The sequence below is a fragment of the Ihubacter massiliensis genome (genome assembly GCF_024125305.1).
In the GTDB taxonomy this organism is placed as follows: domain Bacteria; phylum Bacillota; class Clostridia; order Peptostreptococcales; family Anaerovoracaceae; genus Hominibacterium; species Hominibacterium faecale.
On record NZ_JAMXVH010000001.1, the window covers coordinates 4067129 to 4082623 of the forward strand.

Genomic DNA, 15495 nt, shown 5'->3' on the forward strand with positions numbered 1-15495 from the left:
GCATACAATCATTCGCAGAGAAAGGAAAACAGATATGACTACACAAATTCAAGAAACGATCAGTGGACTGACAGGCGGCACTGGGACAATGAACGCAATGATGGCAAGCATGGGCGCTGCCCTGCTCTTTGCCGCAATCATGTGCACCGCATACCGATTTGCCAACGTTAAAATGAACTTTCGGCCCCAATTCGCAGTGACCCTCATCGTGCTGGCCTTTGTGTCCACGATTTTGATGAATCTGATACAAAGTAATCTGGCTTTATCCCTGGGAATGCTGGGAGCATTGTCGATTGTCCGCTTCCGCACCAATATTCGCGACCCGCGGGACATTGGATTTATTTTCTGGAGCATGGCCATCGGCATTGCGGCCGCCACCCAAAGCTATGTGATCGGGGCCATTGGATGTCTGGTGCTGTCGGTGATCATGATCGTTTCAAAGAACAAAACCGGCCTCCAGTCCCCCATGCTTCTGGTCATCCGGGGCAGCAACACGGATATCGAGCAGATTCAGGGCGTTATGGACCGTGCTCCAGGCCAAAACAGAGTCAAGGCAAAAAATGTGCTGGCAGAATCCTTCGAGCTGGTGTATGAAGTTCAGCTGCCTCAGAAGGAGGAAAACAGCATGATCCTGGAGATCTTTGAACTTGGAGGAATCGACAGTGTGAATTTATTGGCGCAAAACGCGCAAATGGGTTAGAATAATATGAAGGTATAAGCAGCAGACATTTGTGCAATCGGCCGGATCGCAGAAAATATTGAAGGTGATGACATTGATTCCAGGTGAGAAAATAGAAATTGACAATTTACAAAATCTGATCGAAAACCATATGGCATTTTTGATTCGAACCGTCAGCGGAGTGACAGGACGGTATGTTTCAGTTGAAAACGATGAAGAATTCAGCATTGCCCTGTCCGCATTCGCAGAAGCGGTTGAGAAATATGACCCGGAACGGGGGAATTTCCTTACCTTTGCCAGACTGGTCATCGAAAGCAGGCTGAAAACCTTTTTATCCAGAGAGAGCTCGCGCCCCAGGCACGCTTCGCTGGAACAGCTGCAGGAAGAGGGCTATGACATTTCAGAAGAAGAGGAGAACGATGCCGGTCTCCACGAAGAGATTCTGGCCTATCGGAAAGAGCTTTTTAAATTCGGACTGACCCTGGAGCGGCTGGCGGACGAAGCGCCCAAACACAGCGACACCAGGAAGAATGCCATACATATCGCCGATACGGCCAGCAAGGACGAAGCGACCGTGGAAACGACTTATCGGAAAAAGAAGCTGCCGATCCGGCAGGTGGCGCGCCTTTCCAATGTTACAGAGAAGGTAGTAAAACGAAGCAAAACGTTTATTCTGGCGGCAATGATCGTCTTTGTCAAACGGTTCCCAAAGCTTTGTTATTGGATCAAAACAGCGAGGTGCACGGATGTATTATAAAGTAATGGTTTTAGAGATAAAGGCCGATTATTGTCTGGCTATGGCAGATGACGGCCAGGTCCTGCGGATAAAGAAAAAAGGTGAAATGAAGGAAGGGGACTGCATTTACGTTCTCAATGAAGACCTTTATTCGGGCAAGCCGGAGGAGCAGCCGGAAAAAATGCAGGCCATCAAAATATCAAAAAAGACCCTCAACTCCATCATCGCCGTCGCGGCCGCGCTGATGCTGTGTCTGTCCGCGCTGATCATACCCAGGATTACAGATAAGGTCTATGCCGTCGTTTCCGTCGACAGCGGCGTGAGCCTGCAGGTGCAGCTGGATGAGAAATACAAGATCCGCAAAGCGGTTTCTTATGAAGGTTCCGTATCTGAGGAGCAATTAAAGGAGATCAAGGGTCTGCAAATAGATGAGGCGGCAGAAGAGCTGGGGGTAAACCAGCCGCAGACAGGAAATACCATACTGATTGGGTACGCACTGGAAAAGGAAAATGACCAGCAGCAGGAAAGAAAGCTGAAAACCCATCTTCAAGAGCTGTTTTCTACGGATGAAGCGCTATATTTGAAAGGCAGCAAAAACGATATCAAGCAGGCAGAGCGGGATAAACAAACACTGGGCCTGTACATTGCTCAAAAAGCGCTTAACGAAGATCAAATTGAAGAGGTTGTGGATGATATGAGCAGGGAAGATGTTCTGGAAATGGTGAAGAAGCAGCCGGCGCTGATGAAAAATGATGCCGTAAGAAAAGCTTTGGAGAAGGACGAAAAGGCAGCTAAGAAAACGAAGAAATCCAACCAGCGCAAAGTAGAAGCCGATGATGACGACGACTATGATACGGATGACGATGATGACGCTGTCGAAAGCAAATCAAAGGCTGCTGCCCCCACATCGAAAACGGACAAGAGTAAAAAGCCGACAGCCGCACCGCAAAAAAACAACGACGATGATGGCAATGACAATGATACGGATGCAGATGATGAAGCCGAGTCTGATGATGAGGAAGAAAATGATTAAAAAGATTGACCTTTACGCAGCGTCAAAGCCTATAATCCCATTTGTAAGGAGGAAAGGATGATGGAATACACGATCAAAGAGCTGGCGGAGCTGGCCGGAATCAGTACGAGAACGCTGCGCTATTACCATCAGATCGGACTGCTCGCTCCGGCCAGGATCAGCCGGGCAGGGTACCGCATCTACGGACAAAAGGAAGTGGACGCCCTTCAACAGATTCTGCTGCAGAAGAGGATGGGAATGGGGCTTTCCCAGATCGGGAAAAGTCTGCAAATGTCCGATGAAGATAAAGTGCGTGTTATGGAAGATCACCTGAAAAGCCTTCTTACCGAAAAACAACAGCTGGAGATCATGATCGACAATGTGAGCAAAACGATCAAGCGTAAGAAAGGAATGATAACCATGACAGATCAGGAAAAGTTTGAGGGCCTGAAAAGGCAGCGGATCAAGGAGAATGAAGAAACCTACGGAGCTGAAGCCAGACAGCGCTACGGCGATGCTGCCATCGATGCCAGCCAGAAGAAAATGCTGAATCTGACAGAAGAGGAATATGAGCGGATGCAGCGTTTGGAAGAGGAGATCAAAGAACGTCTTGCCGCCGCTGTGAAGGCGGGCAAGCTCCCCGCCGGCTCCGAAGGCAAAGAAATCGCCGCTCTTCATAAGCAGTGGATCTGCTGCAGCTGGCAGCACTATACCAGCAAGGCCCACCTGGGACTGGCGGAACTGTATACGGCGGACGAGCGGTTCAAGGATTACTACGATGCAAAAGCCCCAGGCTGCGCCCAGTTCCTGAAAGAAGCCTTAATCGCACACGTAAAAGAGCTGTAAAGAAAAAAGCCGGACTTCCCTTTCCCCCGCTTATCGTGTAAAATGATACATGATTAAGAAAGGCGGAGTCGGCATGTATATCAAAGTAAACGGCGTTGAGCTGTTTTATGAGAAAGAAGGAAGCGGTCCTCCCCTTGTGCTGGTGCACGGAAATGGGGAGGATCATTTTATATTTGACCAATGCGCAAAAGTCCTCAGCGGATCGTTTACGGTCTATCGGCCGGACAGCCGGGGACACGGAAAAAGCAGCCGGGTGCCAAAGCTTCATTATCAGGACATGGCCGATGATATGGCCTTGTTTATCAAAGAATTGGAGCTTTCTCAGCCGTTTTTTTACGGCTTCAGCGACGGAGGGATCATCGGGCTTCTCGTGGCATCTCAGCACCCGGACCTTTTGTCCCGGCTCATGGTCAGCGGAGCAAACTTAAATCCCAAAGGACTGAAAGCGCCGATCTATTGGTTTTTCCGCACGCTGTTTCTCTTTAAAAAGGATCCGGCCATGGAAATGATGCTCACCGAGCCTCATATCGGCAAAGGGGATTTGGAGCGGATTTCCATACCGGTGTGGGTCACCGCCGGGCAGCGGGATATGATTCGGGAATCCCATACCCGGGAAATCGCGGAGCAGATAGCGGATAGCAGGCTGATGCTGCTCAGCGGCCAGTCCCACGGTTCGTATGTGGTACACAGCACCAGGCTGGCCCAGATTATCAAGGAGGCAATGGAAGAAAATTGAACAGCAATCATGAAAAATTTACAGCGCTGAAGGCAGCGTTTCCACATACCATTCCCATTCTCACCGGGTTCACGTTCCTGGGGCTGGTCTACGGAATGCTCATGGCCAGCAAGGGATACGGAGCCGGGTGGTCTCTGCTGATGAGCATGGTGGTATTCGGAGGGAGCATCCAGTATGTGGCGGTGACCCTTCTCACTGCGGCCTTCAATCCGATCCAGGCGCTGATTTTGAGTCTGACCATCAATGCCAGACACTTGTTTTACGGAATCTCCATGCTGAAAAAATACAGCGGCACGGGAAAGCTGAAATATTTTTTGATCTTTGCGCTGTGCGACGAGACTTATTCCCTCACCAGCACCAAAGAGCCTCCAAAAGGCGTGAGCGCAAAATGGTTTTATTTTTGGATCACGGTTTTGGATTATGCCTATTGGGTGATCGCATCCTTTGCCGGCGGTCTTTTGGGCAGTCTTGTTAAGTTGGATCTGGAAGGGCTGGATTTCGTGCTGACGGCGTTGTTTGTGGTTTTGTTTTTAGAACAATGGAGGGAAAAAGAAAAACGCATTCCTGCGGTGATGGGCGTAATCTGTTCGGTGATCTGCCTGGCGGTTTTCGGAGCGGATAATTTTATCATCCCGGCCATGATCCTGCTGGCGGTCAGTCTGCTGGGCGGCAAGAGCAAACTATCAAAAGCGTATCATTTAGAAAAGACATCAGAAAAGGCAGGTGACGACCAATGACCATGCTCCAGCTTTTGATCATGATAGCGGCCCTTGCGGCAGGGGTTATGATCACCAGGTTCGTTCCTTTTGTCCTTTTCCCGGAAAACCGCAAGGTACCCAAAATCGTGGAATATTTGGGCAGCGTGCTCCCGCCGGCGGTCATCGCGCTGCTGGTGGTCTACTGTCTGCGCAATGTGGATTTCCTTCACGCCAGCTTCGGCCTTCCGGAGATTGCGGCGATCCTGGCAATCTGCGGGCTCCATGCTTGGAAGCGGAACAGTCTTCTCAGCATTGCAGGAGGAACGATCCTCTACATGGGGCTGCTGCACCTTATCGGGTAGACGCCGCATTCTTTTCTTTTCCGCGGAATTCCACGTTGGCATAAACCTGGCCGTGTGGCCCTTGCAGAGAGATCATCCAAATACCGGGGGCCGTTTGATAACGGAACGGATGAATACGATCGCCGTATTTTGCAGCGGTCTTGTATTCGATGCGGCAGGCTTTGATTTGAAAGTTTTCGGGCAGGTATTCTTCTGCGATATCGAGGTAGCGGGCGTTGTTGATATGATGGTTGTGATCGATGTAATGGCGGAGCACCGGCGCGGGCGCAAAGACTTTTTCGCAGGGGCCTTTGGGGACGGACACTTTCCGCGGCAGATATTCCATATCCGGGAATTTGGGATCCAGAGGCACCGTTGCCATCACATCCTTGGGCATGACGGTGGCGCCGCCTTTGTTCAGATCGATGAAAGCGCCGCCCGCATAGCTGGCGATCAAAAGCTCGCCGGCTTCATTATATATGAGGGTGTTTCGATAACCGTAAGCTGCCCGGAACTGGTAGATGGAGGTGCGGATGGTCAGCTTGTCCCCATAAAAGGCCGGCTGGAGCAGGTCGATCTGACGGGAAATGAGAAACATGGTGATGTGGTGTTTTTGGAAATATTCCGTCAGCTGTTTTTCGCTGTCCAGTTGAAAACAGCAGCAATCCTGCATAAAATCCACGGCCGCAGACAAACGCAGGGTTCCGCTTGTATCCAGATGGCTGCTGCCAACGGTTCTCGTAATTTCAAACATCGTGAAAACTCCTTTCTGACTTCACTGTCTTTTATCATACCCACCAGCACTTTTTTTGTCAAATTTGATTAAAATCAGAATTTTCTGGTTTATGTGGGACGGACAGGGTATAATGATTACTATGAAGGAGGTACTGTGCAGTGGGAAAAAAATGTTATCGATGCGGTTCGGAGAATTTGATCAAGGTAATTCCGGCCAAAGCACTGGTGATCCCGGAGCTGAAAAAGGAAGTGGAGGACGGGCTGGCGGAAGTGGATTGCGGATGCTCCGGCTTTCAGACCGGGCACCGGACCAAATGCCGGGATTGCGGCTTCATGTGGGATTACCTGACAGAGCAGCAGCTGGAACGTCAACTTGCGGAAAAAGAAAAAGAGCAGCCATGATTTGTGAGCTGCTTTTTTCGTAGCGGAACTGTTTTGTAAAAATGCCGGATCGTCAACCAAAAATACTTGACAAGAGGAAGCTTTTCCGATAAACTAACCAAGTGTCAAGCAAAAGGACTTGTCGATGAAGGGAAAACCAGTATGAAATTGGATGAAATCACACAGATCAGCCTGCTCCACGATTTTTACGGGCAGCTGCTTACAAAGAGACAACAGGAAGTCATGGAACTGTATCATGAAGAAAACTTGTCCCTTTCCGAGATCGCCCAGGAGTTTTCCATCAGCCGGCAGGGCGTGCACGACGCGCTGAAAAACGCGGAAAAAGCATTGCTGGACTATGAACAGAAATTACGGCTTGTAGAGAAGTTTCAAAAAAGCAGACAGGCCATTCATCAGATAGACGGGATCATCGATGAGATGGTGGCTGAGAGCCGGGACGAACAGCTGACCGGAAGGCTCAGGAGCATAAAAACCATCATCGATGAATTGGATCAATAGGAGGAAGCCAATGGCATTTGAAGGATTATCGGAAAAACTGCAAGGCGTCTTTAAAAATCTGAAGGGAAAAGGTTCCCTCACCGAAGCGGACATTAACGACGCCATGCGCGAAGTAAAGCTGGCGCTCTTGGAAGCGGACGTTAACTTTAAGGTGGTAAAAGAGTTCGTCCAGTCGGTAAAAGAAAAAGCTCTGGGTGAAGAGGTTATGAAGAGCCTGACTCCGGCGCAGCAGGTCATCAAAATCGTTGACCGGGAGCTGACGGAGCTGATGGGCGGAGCGGGCAGCAAGCTGACCTATTCCCCGAGAGGGTTTACGGTGCTGCTGATGGTAGGCCTGCAGGGTACCGGTAAGACGACGACCTGCGGTAAGCTGGCCAATTATTTGAAGAACAACGGCAAAAAGCCCATGCTTTGCGCCTGCGATATTTATCGTCCGGCGGCCATCGACCAGCTGGAGGTGGTGGGTAAAACGGTGGATACGCCCGTATTTACCATGCGGGACTGCAAGGAACCGGAAAAGATCGCTCTGGCTGCTATGAAAGAAGCCGAGCTGAAAGGTTATAATGTATTGATTGTCGATACGGCAGGACGGCTGCAGATCGACGAGGCTCTGATGGAGGAACTGGTTACCATCAAGAAAGCGGTTAAACCCCATGAAATTTTGCTGGTTGTGGATGCCCTTACCGGTCAGGACGCGGTCAACGCTGCCGAAGGGTTTAACGAAAAGCTGGGCATCGACGGCATCATCATGACTAAGATGGACGGCGACTCCCGGGGCGGTGCGGCCCTGTCGGCCAAAAAGGTTACGGGAAAACCGATCAAGTTCGTGGGTATGGGCGAAAAGTTCGATGCTTTGGAGCCATTCCATCCTGACAGAATGGCCAGTAGAATCCTGGGAATGGGCGATATGCTGACGCTGATTGAGCAGGCGGAGAGCAGTTATGACGATCAGCAGGCAGCTGCTCTGGAAAAGAAAATCCGCAAGAACCAGTTCACGCTGGAGGATTTCCTGGATCAAATGGGCCAGATCAAAAAGATGGGCGGAATCGGCAAGCTGCTGGGCATGATGCCGGGTATGAATTCGGCGGCCATGAAAAACGTCAATATGGCTCAGAGTGAAAAAGAGTTCGTTCAGATGGAAGCAATCATTCAGTCCATGACCAAGGATGAGCGGGAGAACCCCAATATTCTCAATGCCAGCAGAAGACGCAGGATCGCGGCGGGCAGCGGCCAGCCGGTAAGTAAGATCAACACTTTGGTAAAGCGCTACACGGAAGCAAAAAAGATGATGAAGCAATTTACCGGAAAAGGCGGGAACAGCCGCATGAACCGGATGTTCCGGGGAATGTAAACGTTTAAACATGCTTAGAATTCAGGGAAATCTTGAGTTTAAAATATAAAATGAATTTTTTAGGAGGAAGAAGAAATGGTAAAAATCAGATTAAAGAGAATGGGTGCGCACAAGAAACCTTTTTATAGAGTCGTTGTTGCAGACTCCCGCAGCCCCAGAGACGGAAAGTTTATCGAGGAGATCGGCTACTACAATCCGCTGACGGATCCGGCTGATATCAAAATCGATGAAGAAAGAGCGAAAAAATGGTTAGGTGACGGCGCCCAGCCGACGGATACCGTCAGAAGCCTGTTCAAAAAGACCGGCATTTTATAAGAAAGCGGTGAAAGTTGATGGTAGAATTGGTTAGCGCAATTGCGAAGTCACTTGTTGACAATCCTGATGCTGTAGAGGTTACGGAATCCGCAGCAAGCAAGACCACTGTGATCCAGCTTAAGGTCGCGCCTGAAGATATGGGCAAGGTCATCGGAAAGCAGGGAAGGATCGCCAAAGCGCTCCGCACGGTCGTCAAGGCTGCGGCAACAAAGGCAGGAAAAAAAGTCGTAGTTGAAATCGTTCAATAATGACAGATTGCAAATCGCAAAGATAAGGCACATCCTCCCGCAGGCGGGAGGATGTGCTTCAATTATATTAGGCGCCTGCTTATCGGATGACGGGTTAAGGCAGCCTCAGCAGTCTGGGCCCCGGAGGGCTTGCAAGAGAGGAATCGCCATTTTTTCGAAAAGATAGGAAAAAATTTGAGAAATTTACGCATTTTTCAACGGTTGAGCGGCTTCGAACTGGAGCCGAAGGAGATGCGGCCGCTTTCCCACAGAATGATGGCCCGCAACCCCACAAATTTGCGTAAAAAATGAAAAATCTCATGATAATTTTCCGGGTTCCAGGCCCCGGCCCCGTGCCACACCGGACCGGCCCCCGGGCCGGGGGCCAAATCCCAAACTGAGAGCCCCGGGCAAATAATACCAACCACAACATTTTAAAAGGAGAGACATGGAGAAAATCATCATTGGAAAAATTGTCAACGCAGTGGGACTGAAAGGCGAAGTAAAAGTCTACTGCTATACAGACAGAAAAGAGCGCTTTGAAGAGCTGGAGCGGGTATACGTGGAAGACACACCATACCCCATCGCAAACGTCCGCTACCAAGCCAACGTGGCGATTCTGAGACTTGAGGGCATCGACGACCGCAATCAGGCAGAAGCCCAGAAGGGAAAAAATGTATCCATCCTGGAATCCGATTTGGAACGGCTGCCAGAGGACACATATTATGTGCGGGATCTTTTGGGGATCGCTGTAGCTGATGAAGAAGGCCGCGTCTTGGGCAGCCTATCAGACGTGGTGCAAAGCAGCGCACAGGATCTATACGAAATCAAGCTGGAAAGCGGAAAGAAGATTTTGCTGCCCGCGGTTAGGGAATTTGTTCTTTCCGTCGATATGGAAAACAGAACTATGAACGTCAAATTGCCGGAAGGCCTTTTGGACCTGTAGAGGAGCGTTATGAAGATAGATGTTTTGACCCTTTTTCCGGAGATGTTTACTGCCGTAACTGACAGCAGCATCCTAGGGAAAGCAGGTGAAAAAGGTCTGCTGGATATCCGGCTGACCAATATCAGAGATTACAGTACGGACAAGCACCACAAGGCGGATGACTACCCATTCGGCGGCGGAGCAGGCATGGTCATGCTGGCCGACCCGGTTTTTCGAACTATGGAAGCGATCGGAGCCAGTGGAAAAAAGACTATCTACATGTCCCCGCGGGGGAAGATGCTTGACCAGAATATGATCCGCAACCTGGCTGGAGAAAAGGAACTAGTCATTCTCTGCGGCCACTATGAAGGCGTAGACCAGCGGATTTTGGATTATTGGAATATGGAGGAGATCTCCATCGGCGACTATGTTCTCACAGGGGGAGAACTGCCCGCCATGGTATTGATCGATTCAGTTGCCAGAATGATTCCGGAGGTCTTAAAGAGCAGCCATGCGGCGCTGGATGAATCCATCTATTCCGGACTTTTGGAGTATCCTCAGTACACCAAGCCGAGAGAATACCGGGATTTACCGGTGCCGGAAGTTCTGGTAAGCGGGGATCATAAAAAAATCCATCTTTGGAAATTCGAACAATCCCTGCTGTTGACAAAAGAGCGGAGGCCTGATCTTTTTGATCAATTTATAGAAGGGAAACCTCAACTATCAAAAGAGGAGAAGAAAATCTTAGAGAAAATATTGGAATTACACACCTAGTACATTGAAAGAAATATGTATTTAGTGTAAAATGTACTAGTGGAGAGAGATTATGGCGAAAAAAAATAGGAAACCTATATATATTTTTATTCTTGCACTGATCATACTATATGTTGTTATTTACATCATTCCTAAAGTAACGGGCGTTTTTGAAACTACAGAAACGCTCAAGGCCGGCACCCTGCAGGTGACAGAAGAGGCAACCTGTTATTTTGTCAGGGAGGAAACGGTATATGAAGCGGGAAGCGCAGGAAGCCTCGATTACCTGATCGATGAGGGTACACATATCAGGAAAGGCACCAAAGTCCTCAAACTTACGGAGGACAAGGCCAAAAGCGAGGAAGAGACAACCGATAAGTCCGATTACAAGGATATCATTACCAGGCTTTCGGATTATGTGGTGCGGTCTGCAGACTGCAAAGCCCAGTCCAGCGGCATACTCAGTTATTACATCGATGGATACGAACATTATTTTTCTCCCAGCACCATGGACGAGCTGAAGTATGAAAAAGTGGAGGACCTGAAAGTAAAAGCAAAAGACACAAAAAGAAAAAGTACTCTGGAGCGTGAACCAATTTTTAAAATCTGTGATAACGACAACTGGTATATGGTCTGCTGGGTGGAAGCTGCCAGCATAGCCAAATACCAAGAGGGAAAAGCGGTAACGATCCAGCTGCCGGAAGGGGATGTGCAGGCTACTGTCCGCAGCATCAAAGAGGACGGAGATCGATGGAGAATTATCTTCCGTTCTAATCGCTATTATGAAGCTTTTGCTAAGAGTAGAGTTGAAGAAGCAACGATTGTTTCCCAGGACTATAACGGATTGATCGCCAAGAGCAAAAGCATTACTACAAAAGACGGAAAGCCGGGGGTGATGGTCAGACAGACCAGCGGTGAATACGCCTTTACACAGGTAAAGGTCATTGCCAGCGATGGAGAGTATACTGTGCTGCAGGATGTTTCCTTTATCGATGAAAACGGCAATTCCGTAAATACCGTCAATGTTTACGATGAAATATTGAAGAATCCCGGAAAGGGAACTTGATGAGGAGATGTGAGCATGCAAAGGATTAAAGAGAATATTGCCAAGATTAACGGGTTGAAAGCTGCTGCTGCTGAAAAGACCGGACGCAGCGGTGATGATATTCTGCTGGTGGGAGTGACCAAAACCCGATCTGCAGATGAGATCAACGAGGGTATCGATGCGGGGCTGACCGATATCGGAGAAAACAAAGTTCAGGAAATTATGGATAAATACGACTTTGTAAAGCCTGTCAGATGGCATATGATTGGACATTTGCAGACAAACAAGGTAAAATATATTATTGATAAGGTTTCGATGATCCATTCGGTGGATTCGTACAAGCTGGCGGAAGAAATCAATAAAAGGGCGGGTCAGCATGGTATTACTATGGATATCCTGATTCAGGTCAATTCCGCACAGGAAGAAAGCAAGTTCGGTATTTCCATGGATGAAACCGAAGAATTGATCCGGACAATTATAGAAAATTGTGCCAACATTCGGATCAGGGGACTGATGTGCATCGCGCCTTTTGCAGAGGACCCAAACGATGTGCGCATCTATTTTGCGGAAGTAAAACGATTATACGATCAATATGGAAAAATCGATCACGAAAGGCTCGACTTCCAATACCTTTCCATGGGAATGTCTCATGATTTCGAGGCTGCCATTCAGGAGGGTTCGAATCTGATTCGTGTGGGAACAGCCATTTTTGGCGAAAGAGATTACAGCAAACAGAAATAACGGGAGGTTGTTATGGGAATTTTAGGAAAATTTAAAGATCTGGTAGGAATTGAAGACTACGATGAGGATGAGGAGTATGAAGAAGTGCAGCCAGTGTCAAAGGCGGCTGAGAGAAGGCCGGCGGAGAACCGGACATCCTTCTCGGCACCAAGACCCGAGCCGCATAATGACGGAAAGGTCATCCCAATGCAGAATCGGACGGTCAGCGCGATTACAAGTGCCTTCAAACTGGTGGTAATTGAACCTTCCGGCTTTGATGAATGCCCCAAATTAGTGGACAGCTTGAAGAGCAAAAAACCGATCATTATCAACCTGGAACGGATTGAATCCGATACAGCGAGAAAGATTTTTGACTTTCTCAGCGGCGCTACATATGCGCTCAATGGTAATGTTCAAAAGGTTGCAAACAATATTTTCGTCTTTGCACCTGAAAATGTGGACATCGCCGCGGGCGTAGACCACAAGGGCTTTTCATTCGATAATGACAAGAAGAACAGTAATCCCTGGAAATAATGGAGGTGCGGTATGATTTCCCCTTTAGAAATACAGGAAAAAGAATTTTCAAGAGGACTTAAAGGCTTTAAAGAAGATGAAGTAAATGAATTTTTAGATCAGATTACATTGGATTTGGAACATTTGCTGGAGGAAAACCGCCAGCTGAAGGCGGAAAAACAGCAGATGGAAGAGGATTTAAAAAAGTATCAAAGCTCTGAGGGCGCTGTACTGCAGACCTTGGAGACCGCTAAAGCGCTCATGGGAGAACTTTCTGCCAGCGCGGAAAAGCGGGCGCAAATTCTGCTGAAAAATGCCGAGCTGGATGCTCAGCGGATGCAGCGGGAGGCAAAAGAAAACATCGAACGCATGCAGGAGGAAAACGCAGTGCTTCGCAGCCGCTTTACCAGCTTCCAAAAGCGGTACAAGCGGATGTTGGAAGAAGAACTGCAGCGCTTTGACAGTTTGGCGTCAGAGCTGTTCCCGGAGCTGCAAGTGAGCGATCTTTCCGATCTGCCGGAAGCGGCTCCCAAGCAGAGGAAGACCAGCAGGTCGGGAAAGCCCAATATCGACCCCAATGACAGAAAAAAGACCATGGTCCATATAAAATAAAAGACAGGAGGCGGGGCAGATCATGCCCCGTAATTTTTACATGTATTATATTCTGATTGCGGCGATTATCATACTGGATCAGATCGTCAAAAAAGTTGTGACTTCTTTCATGGCCTTGGGAGAATCGATTCCAGTACTAAGTCAAGTGTTTCATATCACTTATATCCGAAATCAGGGAGCAGCCTTCAGCCTGATGGAAGGGTTTCGCGGTTTTCTGATATTGCTGCCGACGGTTCTGATTCTGGCAGTCCTCATCTATATCTTTAAGAAGAGAAAACGTGCCCATCCGCTGCTTTTGACATCGCTTTCCTTTATCGCCGGAGGCGGACTGGGCAATGTGATCGACCGAGCGGTCTTTGGCTATGTGGTGGATTTCTTGGATTTTCGTGTTTTCCCGGTATTCAATGTGGCGGATATTTTCGTCTGTCTGGGCTGCGGCCTCTTGATCATCTACATTATTTTTATCGACGGAAAGAGAGAGCATGGAAAAGGAAACGATCTACAAAGTAAAAATCGAAAAGAAGCAGCAAGGGACCAGAATTGATTTGGTACTTTCTCTGGCTCTGCCCCAAATCTCCAGGAGCTATTTGCAAAAGCTGATTGGCTCGGGAGCTGTAACCATAGACGGGACGGTCTGCGGGAATAAAAAATGCAAGGTAGAGGAGGGACAGGAAGTTGTGATCATCCTGCCCGAGCCCCAGCCGCTCAATGTTGAGGCAGAGGATATCCCGCTGGATATTGTTTATGAGGATGAAGACCTTTTAGTGGTCAACAAACCCAAAGGCATGGTGGTGCATCCTGCAGCAGGAAACGAATCGGGCACGCTTGTTAATGCTGTCCTCTACCATTGCATGGGAAAGCTGTCATCGATCAATGGCATTATACGGCCGGGAATTGTACACCGGATCGATAAGGATACCAGCGGCCTTTTAATGGTGGCAAAAAACGATGCGGCACATGTCACTTTGGCTGAACAGCTGGCAAAGCATAGTATCACCAGAGCCTATAATGCCATTGTTTATCATAACTTTGCCCAGGACCAGGGAACGGTAGATGCCTCCATTGGGCGGGATCCAAAGAATCGTCTGCGGCAGGCCGTGACGGAGCAGAATTCCAAGCGGGCGGTAACCCATTTTCGCGTGCTGGAGCGATTCGGCAGGTTCACCCATATTGAGGCGAGGCTGGAGACCGGGCGTACCCACCAGATTCGGGTGCATATGGCTTACATGAAACACCCCCTTTTGGGTGACGGGGTCTATGGGCCTGCCAAGAATTCCTTCGGCGTCCAGGGGCAGATGCTCCATGCAAGATTGCTGGGTTTTGTCCATCCAAGGACTGGGACTTACATGGAATTTGAAAGTCCTCTGCCCGATGAATTTGAACAGATTTTAGAAAAATTGAGACGGAGCGTATAGAATGAAGAAATTGCGTTTTAAACCGGGAACCATGCTCAATCCAGTGCCGGTGGTCATGGTCTCTTGTGCCAGCGGCAGCGAAAAAAATATTATTACGGTCGCCTGGACCGGTATTGTCAATTCAGAGCCGCCCATGACCTATGTTTCAGTGAAAAAAGAGCGGCATTCTCACCGATTAATCAAAGAAAGCGGTGAATTTGCCATTAACCTTTGCACGGAAAAGCTGGTTTTTGCCACCGATTACTGTGGTGTTAAATCCGGCCGTGATGTGGATAAATTCAAGGAACAGAAGCTGACGGCCCTTGACGGTGAGAAGATCAGCTGTCCAGTCATTGCCCAATCTCCGGTTAATTTGGAATGCAAGGTTAAGGAAATTCACGAATACGGCAGCCACGATATGTTTGTGGCCGAAATCGTCAATGTCCGGGCCGATGATGGGCTGATGGATGAGAAGGGCAGACTGCGGCTGGATCAGGCTGGTCTGGTATGCTATAACCACGGCGAATATTTTGCCTTGAAAAGACAGCCGCTTGGTAAGTTCGGCTACTCGGTAATGAAAACTAAGACGAAAAAGCGGTTGGCGGGAGAGGCACGCAAGCAGCATTTTCGAAAAAAAAGATAGGGAACTGGGGAAGATGCAGAGCCCTATCCATTGATCAATAGGGATGGATCAAGTATCTTCAGAAGACTTGGGATCTTCTTGTTTCTCATCTTTGATCGAACGCAGGCAGCTCTCACAGATATATCCCCCTTTGAATGCGAAATTGTGGTACAGCTGTCCGCAAAGAGTACAAGGTTCCGCTTCTGAATTCTCTTTTTTGATTTTGTTTTCTATTTTTGTTTTGTCCATAACCTTTCCTCCTTTGTGAAACGAGCTGAAATCGTGGAACATGGAGTCAAGAGCGGGTAGTACATATATAATAAAACAATCTCTTG

The 15495-nt window shown here is 48.6% G+C and carries 23 protein-coding genes; 21 read left to right on the top strand and 2 right to left on the bottom strand.

The features are described 5' to 3' along the window. The first annotated feature begins 34 nt into the window (after nucleotides 1-34). The 7 genes from NIA71_RS18580 (at nucleotide 35) to NIA71_RS18610 (ending at nucleotide 5069) form a co-directional block, all read left to right on the top strand. A complete protein-coding gene (locus NIA71_RS18580; protein WP_253021174.1) occupies nucleotides 35-700 on the top strand; it encodes a DUF4956 domain-containing protein in 666 nt (221 codons plus the stop codon). Nucleotides 701-767: 67 nt separating this feature from the next. Next, nucleotides 768-1436 (top strand): sigma factor, encoded by a 669-nt coding sequence (locus NIA71_RS18585; protein ID WP_227754833.1) that lies wholly within the window; start codon nucleotides 768-770, stop codon nucleotides 1434-1436. Further along, the gene (locus NIA71_RS18590; protein ID WP_253021175.1) at nucleotides 1426-2448 is read left to right on the top strand and encodes an anti-sigma factor domain-containing protein; all 1023 of its coding nucleotides are present in this window, start codon (nucleotides 1426-1428) and stop codon (nucleotides 2446-2448) included. The genes NIA71_RS18585 and NIA71_RS18590 overlap by 11 nt, the downstream gene beginning before the upstream one ends. 57 nt (nucleotides 2449-2505) lie before the next feature. After that, on the top strand, nucleotides 2506-3273 hold the full coding sequence (locus NIA71_RS18595) for a MerR family transcriptional regulator (RefSeq protein WP_253021176.1): 768 nt from the start codon (nucleotides 2506-2508) through the stop codon (nucleotides 3271-3273). A 73-nt stretch (nucleotides 3274-3346) separates the two neighbouring features. Then, a complete protein-coding gene (locus tag NIA71_RS18600) occupies nucleotides 3347-4009 on the top strand; it encodes an alpha/beta fold hydrolase (RefSeq protein WP_253021177.1) in 663 nt (220 codons plus the stop codon). After that, nucleotides 4006-4746, top strand: a complete 741-nt coding sequence (locus NIA71_RS18605) for an AzlC family ABC transporter permease (protein WP_253021178.1) — start codon at nucleotides 4006-4008, stop codon at nucleotides 4744-4746. The genes NIA71_RS18600 and NIA71_RS18605 overlap by 4 nt, the downstream gene beginning before the upstream one ends. Further along, nucleotides 4743-5069 carry a branched-chain amino acid transporter permease gene (locus NIA71_RS18610; RefSeq protein WP_253021179.1) on the top strand — a complete coding sequence of 109 codons (327 nt, stop codon included), beginning with the start codon at nucleotides 4743-4745 and terminating at the stop codon, nucleotides 5067-5069. Before NIA71_RS18605 ends, NIA71_RS18610 begins: the two co-directional genes overlap by 4 nt. Here the strand turns inward: NIA71_RS18610 and NIA71_RS18615 are convergent. Then, nucleotides 5059-5802: an acyl-[acyl-carrier-protein] thioesterase gene (locus NIA71_RS18615; protein ID WP_253021180.1), complete on the bottom strand. Its 744-nt coding sequence runs from the start codon at nucleotides 5800-5802 to the stop codon at nucleotides 5059-5061. The genes NIA71_RS18610 and NIA71_RS18615 overlap by 11 nt on opposite strands. A gap of 140 nt (nucleotides 5803-5942) precedes the next feature. Here NIA71_RS18615 and NIA71_RS18620 point away from each other — a divergent pair, with 140 nt between their 5' ends. From NIA71_RS18620 to NIA71_RS18685, 14 genes are all read left to right on the top strand, one after another. Next, nucleotides 5943-6185 carry a hypothetical protein gene (locus tag NIA71_RS18620; RefSeq protein WP_148395665.1) on the top strand — a complete coding sequence of 81 codons (243 nt, stop codon included), beginning with the start codon at nucleotides 5943-5945 and terminating at the stop codon, nucleotides 6183-6185. A gap of 141 nt (nucleotides 6186-6326) precedes the next feature. After that, nucleotides 6327-6683 (top strand): YlxM family DNA-binding protein, encoded by a 357-nt coding sequence (ylxM, locus tag NIA71_RS18625; RefSeq protein WP_227754728.1) that lies wholly within the window; start codon nucleotides 6327-6329, stop codon nucleotides 6681-6683. Nucleotides 6684-6693: 10 nt separating this feature from the next. Continuing rightward, nucleotides 6694-8034 (top strand): signal recognition particle protein, encoded by a 1341-nt coding sequence (ffh, locus tag NIA71_RS18630; RefSeq protein WP_148395666.1) that lies wholly within the window; start codon nucleotides 6694-6696, stop codon nucleotides 8032-8034. Nucleotides 8035-8109: 75 nt separating this feature from the next. Continuing rightward, nucleotides 8110-8349 carry a 30S ribosomal protein S16 gene (rpsP, locus tag NIA71_RS18635; protein WP_148395667.1) on the top strand — a complete coding sequence of 80 codons (240 nt, stop codon included), beginning with the start codon at nucleotides 8110-8112 and terminating at the stop codon, nucleotides 8347-8349. 17 nt (nucleotides 8350-8366) lie between these two features. Next, complete coding sequence (locus NIA71_RS18640; protein ID WP_148395668.1) at nucleotides 8367-8597, top strand: KH domain-containing protein; 231 nt, start codon at nucleotides 8367-8369, stop codon at nucleotides 8595-8597. A gap of 427 nt (nucleotides 8598-9024) precedes the next feature. Next, nucleotides 9025-9522, top strand: a complete 498-nt coding sequence (rimM, locus tag NIA71_RS18645; RefSeq protein WP_148395669.1) for a ribosome maturation factor RimM — start codon at nucleotides 9025-9027, stop codon at nucleotides 9520-9522. Nucleotides 9523-9531: 9 nt separating this feature from the next. Then, nucleotides 9532-10275, top strand: a complete 744-nt coding sequence (gene trmD / locus NIA71_RS18650) for a tRNA (guanosine(37)-N1)-methyltransferase TrmD (RefSeq protein ID WP_148395670.1) — start codon at nucleotides 9532-9534, stop codon at nucleotides 10273-10275. 52 nt (nucleotides 10276-10327) lie between these two features. Next, nucleotides 10328-11320 carry an HlyD family efflux transporter periplasmic adaptor subunit gene (locus NIA71_RS18655; RefSeq protein ID WP_148395671.1) on the top strand — a complete coding sequence of 331 codons (993 nt, stop codon included), beginning with the start codon at nucleotides 10328-10330 and terminating at the stop codon, nucleotides 11318-11320. Between the two features lie 15 nt (nucleotides 11321-11335). After that, nucleotides 11336-12040: a YggS family pyridoxal phosphate-dependent enzyme gene (locus tag NIA71_RS18660; RefSeq protein WP_148395672.1), complete on the top strand. Its 705-nt coding sequence runs from the start codon at nucleotides 11336-11338 to the stop codon at nucleotides 12038-12040. 12 nt (nucleotides 12041-12052) lie between these two features. Then, nucleotides 12053-12553: a cell division protein SepF gene (locus tag NIA71_RS18665; RefSeq protein ID WP_227754726.1), complete on the top strand. Its 501-nt coding sequence runs from the start codon at nucleotides 12053-12055 to the stop codon at nucleotides 12551-12553. A 12-nt stretch (nucleotides 12554-12565) separates the two neighbouring features. Then, nucleotides 12566-13144, top strand: a complete 579-nt coding sequence (locus NIA71_RS18670; RefSeq protein ID WP_227754725.1) for a DivIVA domain-containing protein — start codon at nucleotides 12566-12568, stop codon at nucleotides 13142-13144. Between the two features lie 22 nt (nucleotides 13145-13166). Then, the gene (lspA, locus tag NIA71_RS18675) at nucleotides 13167-13688 is read left to right on the top strand and encodes a signal peptidase II (RefSeq protein WP_227754724.1); all 522 of its coding nucleotides are present in this window, start codon (nucleotides 13167-13169) and stop codon (nucleotides 13686-13688) included. Next, a complete protein-coding gene (locus tag NIA71_RS18680; protein WP_253021181.1) occupies nucleotides 13627-14559 on the top strand; it encodes an RluA family pseudouridine synthase in 933 nt (310 codons plus the stop codon). Before lspA ends, NIA71_RS18680 begins: the two co-directional genes overlap by 62 nt. 1 nt (nucleotide 14560) lies before the next feature. Beyond that, a complete protein-coding gene (locus tag NIA71_RS18685) occupies nucleotides 14561-15181 on the top strand; it encodes a flavin reductase family protein (RefSeq protein ID WP_148395675.1) in 621 nt (206 codons plus the stop codon). A 48-nt stretch (nucleotides 15182-15229) separates the two neighbouring features. Here the strand turns inward: NIA71_RS18685 and NIA71_RS18690 are convergent, their stop codons facing one another. Then, nucleotides 15230-15409: a hypothetical protein gene (locus NIA71_RS18690; RefSeq protein ID WP_148395676.1), complete on the bottom strand. Its 180-nt coding sequence runs from the start codon at nucleotides 15407-15409 to the stop codon at nucleotides 15230-15232. Nucleotides 15410-15495 lie beyond the last annotated feature (86 nt).

Bases quoted from the DNA above. Each gene is read 5' to 3' on its own strand.
- rpsP (WP_148395667.1), top strand. From the start codon at position 8,110: ATGGTAAAAATCAGATTAAAGAGAATGGGTGCGCACAAGAAACCTTTT.
- NIA71_RS18595 (WP_253021176.1), top strand. From the start codon at position 2,506: ATGATGGAATACACGATCAAAGAGCTGGCGGAGCTGGCCGGAATCAGT.
- NIA71_RS18685 (WP_148395675.1), top strand. From the start codon at position 14,561: ATGAAGAAATTGCGTTTTAAACCGGGAACCATGCTCAATCCAGTGCCG.
- NIA71_RS18585 (WP_227754833.1), top strand. From the start codon at position 768: ATGACATTGATTCCAGGTGAGAAAATAGAAATTGACAATTTACAAAAT.
- NIA71_RS18615 (WP_253021180.1), bottom strand. From the start codon at position 5,802: ATGTTTGAAATTACGAGAACCGTTGGCAGCAGCCATCTGGATACAAGC.
- rimM (WP_148395669.1), top strand. From the start codon at position 9,025: ATGGAGAAAATCATCATTGGAAAAATTGTCAACGCAGTGGGACTGAAA.
- ffh (WP_148395666.1), top strand. From the start codon at position 6,694: ATGGCATTTGAAGGATTATCGGAAAAACTGCAAGGCGTCTTTAAAAAT.
- NIA71_RS18580 (WP_253021174.1), top strand. From the start codon at position 35: ATGACTACACAAATTCAAGAAACGATCAGTGGACTGACAGGCGGCACT.
- NIA71_RS18600 (WP_253021177.1), top strand. From the start codon at position 3,347: ATGTATATCAAAGTAAACGGCGTTGAGCTGTTTTATGAGAAAGAAGGA.
- NIA71_RS18640 (WP_148395668.1), top strand. From the start codon at position 8,367: ATGGTAGAATTGGTTAGCGCAATTGCGAAGTCACTTGTTGACAATCCT.
- NIA71_RS18665 (WP_227754726.1), top strand. From the start codon at position 12,053: ATGGGAATTTTAGGAAAATTTAAAGATCTGGTAGGAATTGAAGACTAC.
- NIA71_RS18660 (WP_148395672.1), top strand. From the start codon at position 11,336: ATGCAAAGGATTAAAGAGAATATTGCCAAGATTAACGGGTTGAAAGCT.
- trmD (WP_148395670.1), top strand. From the start codon at position 9,532: ATGAAGATAGATGTTTTGACCCTTTTTCCGGAGATGTTTACTGCCGTA.
- lspA (WP_227754724.1), top strand. From the start codon at position 13,167: ATGCCCCGTAATTTTTACATGTATTATATTCTGATTGCGGCGATTATC.
- NIA71_RS18680 (WP_253021181.1), top strand. From the start codon at position 13,627: ATGGAAAAGGAAACGATCTACAAAGTAAAAATCGAAAAGAAGCAGCAA.
- NIA71_RS18590 (WP_253021175.1), top strand. From the start codon at position 1,426: ATGTATTATAAAGTAATGGTTTTAGAGATAAAGGCCGATTATTGTCTG.
- NIA71_RS18655 (WP_148395671.1), top strand. From the start codon at position 10,328: ATGGCGAAAAAAAATAGGAAACCTATATATATTTTTATTCTTGCACTG.
- NIA71_RS18690 (WP_148395676.1), bottom strand. From the start codon at position 15,409: ATGGACAAAACAAAAATAGAAAACAAAATCAAAAAAGAGAATTCAGAA.
- NIA71_RS18670 (WP_227754725.1), top strand. From the start codon at position 12,566: ATGATTTCCCCTTTAGAAATACAGGAAAAAGAATTTTCAAGAGGACTT.
- NIA71_RS18610 (WP_253021179.1), top strand. From the start codon at position 4,743: ATGACCATGCTCCAGCTTTTGATCATGATAGCGGCCCTTGCGGCAGGG.
- ylxM (WP_227754728.1), top strand. From the start codon at position 6,327: ATGAAATTGGATGAAATCACACAGATCAGCCTGCTCCACGATTTTTAC.